The 2987-nt window shown below is 53.5% G+C and carries 1 rRNA gene; it reads left to right on the top strand.

What is annotated here, in order from left to right:
• The first annotated feature begins 49 nt into the window (after positions 1–49).
• Positions 50–2955, top strand: a 23S ribosomal RNA gene (locus tag DXXMK7_RS00100).
• Positions 2956–2987 lie beyond the last annotated feature (32 nt).

Below are 2987 nucleotides of genomic sequence, written 5' to 3'. Positions count from 1 at the left end.
GTTCGAGTCTCTCAATATACCCGCATCCCGAGACACTTTCGGGTTGTGAGGTTAAGCGACTAAGCGTACACGGTGGATGCCTAGGCAGTCAGAGGCGATGAAGGGCGTGCTAATCTGCGAAAAGCGTCGGCAAGGTGATATGAACCGTTATACCCGACGATACCCGAATGGGGAAACCCAGTGTGATTCGTCACACTATCATTAACTGAATCCATAGGTTAATGAGGCGAACCGGGGGAACTGAAACATCTCAGTACCCCGAGGAAAAGAAATCAACCGAGATTCCCCCAGTAGCGGCGAGCGAACGGGGAGGAGCCCAGAACCTGAATCGGCTTGTGTGTCAGTGGAAGCGTCTGGAAAGTCGCACGATACAGGGTGAAAGTCCCGTACACGAAGATGCACAGGCCGTGAGTTCGATGAGTAGGGCGGGACACGTGGTATCCTGTCTGAACATGGGGGGACCATCCTCCAAGGCTAAATACTCCTGACTGACCGATAGTGAACCAGTACCGTGAGGGAAAGGCGAAAAGAACCCCGGCGAGGGGAGTGAAATAGAACCTGAAACCGTGTACGTACAAGCAGTGGGAGCACCTTTTGGGTGTGACTGCGTACCTTTTGTATAATGGGTCAGCGACTTATATTCTGTAGCAAGGTTAACCGTATAGGGGAGCCGCAGGGAAACCGAGTCTTAACTGGGCGTTAAGTTGCAGGGTATAGACCCGAAACCCGGTGATCTAGCCATGGGCAGGTTGAAGGTTGGGTAACACTAACTGGAGGACCGAACCGACTAATGTTGAAAAATTAGCGGATGACTTGTGGCTGGGGGTGAAAGGCCAATCAAACCGGGAGATAGCTGGTTCTCCCCGAAAGCTATTTAGGTAGCGCCTCGTGAATTCATCTCCGGGGGTAGAGCACTGTTTCGGCTAGGGGGCCATCCCGGCTTACCAACCCGATGCAAACTGCGAATACCGGAGAATGTTATCACGGGAGACACACGGCGGGTGCTAACGTCCGTCGTGAAGAGGGAAACAACCCAGACCGCCAGCTAAGGTCCCAAAGTCATGGTTAAGTGGGAAACGATGTGGGAAGGCCCAGACAGCCAGGATGTTGGCTTAGAAGCAGCCATCATTTAAAGAAAGCGTAATAGCTCACTGGTCGAGTCGGCCTGCGCGGAAGATGTAACGGGGCTAAAACCATGCACCGAAGCTGCGGCAGCGACACTGTGTGTTGTTGGGTAGGGGAGCGTTCTGTAAGCCGTTGAAGGTGGACTGTGAGGTCTGCTGGAGGTATCAGAAGTGCGAATGCTGACATAAGTAACGATAATGCGGGTGAAAAACCCGCACGCCGGAAGACCAAGGGTTCCTGTCCAACGTTAATCGGGGCAGGGTGAGTCGACCCCTAAGGCGAGGCTGAAAAGCGTAGTCGATGGGAAACAGGTTAATATTCCTGTACTTGGTGTTACTGCGAGGGGGGGACGGAGAAGGCTATGTCATCCGGGCGACGGTTGTCCCGGTTTAAGCGTGCAGGTGGGTGGACCAGGTAAATCCGGTCTGCTGTCAACACTGAGGCGTGATGACGAGGTACTACGGTACTGAAGTGACAGATGCCCTGCTTCCAGGAAAAGCCTCTAAGCATCAGGTAACATTGAATCGTACCCCAAACCGACACAGGTGGTCAGGTAGAGAATACTCAGGCGCTTGAGAGAACTCGGGTGAAGGAACTAGGCAAAATGGTGCCGTAACTTCGGGAGAAGGCACGCTGGGCATGGTGAAGTCCCTTGCGGACGGAGCTGAGCCCAGTCGCAGATACCAGCTGGCTGCAACTGTTTAATAAAAACACAGCACTGTGCAAACACGAAAGTGGACGTATACGGTGTGACGCCTGCCCGGTGCCGGAAGGTTAATTGATGGGGTTATCCGTAAGGAGAAGCTCTTGATCGAAGCCCCGGTAAACGGCGGCCGTAACTATAACGGTCCTAAGGTAGCGAAATTCCTTGTCGGGTAAGTTCCGACCTGCACGAATGGCGTAATGATGGCCAGGCTGTCTCCACCCGAGACTCAGTGAAATTGAACTCGCTGTGAAGATGCAGTGTACCCGCGGCAAGACGGAAAGACCCCGTGAACCTTTACTATAGCTTGACACTGAACCTTGAGCCTTGATGTGTAGGATAGGTGGGAGGCTTTGAAGTGTGGACGCCAGTCTGCATGGAGCCAACCTTGAAATACCACCCTTTAATGTTTGATGTTCTAACGTGGACCCGTGAACCGGGTTGCGGACAGTGTCTGGTGGGTAGTTTGACTGGGGCGGTCTCCTCCCAAAGAGTAACGGAGGAGCACGAAGGTTAGCTAATCCTGGTCGGACATCAGGAGGTTAGTGCAAAGGCATAAGCTAGCTTGACTGCGAGAGTGACGGCTCGAGCAGGTGCGAAAGCAGGTCTTAGTGATCCGGTGGTTCTGAATGGAAGGGCCATCGCTCAACGGATAAAAGGTACTCCGGGGATAACAGGCTGATACCGCCCAAGAGTTCATATCGACGGCGGTGTTTGGCACCTCGATGTCGGCTCATCACATCCTGGGGCTGAAGTAGGTCCCAAGGGTATGGCTGTTCGCCATTTAAAGTGGTACGCGAGCTGGGTTTAGAACGTCGTGAGACAGTTCGGTCCCTATCTGCCGTGGGCGCTGGAAGATTGAGGGGGGTTGCTCCTAGTACGAGAGGACCGGAGTGAACGCACCACTGGTGTTCGGGTTGTGATGCCAATTGCATTGCCCGGTAGCTAAGTGCGGAAGAGATAACCGCTGAAAGCATCTAAGCGGGAAACTTGCCCCGAGATGAGTCTTCCCTGGGAACTTGATTCCCCTGAAGGGACGTTCGAGACGAGGACGTTGATAGGCTGGGTGTGTAAGCGTAGCGATACGTTGAGCTAACCAGTACTAATGACCCGGGAGGCTTAACCTTACAACACCGAAGGTGTTTTGGTGAGAGAGACG

The organism is Dickeya sp. MK7 (assembly GCF_000406305.1).
Classification (GTDB): Bacteria; Pseudomonadota; Gammaproteobacteria; order Enterobacterales; family Enterobacteriaceae; genus Dickeya; species Dickeya fangzhongdai.
This window is presented reverse-complemented; position numbering and strand designations above follow the sequence as displayed.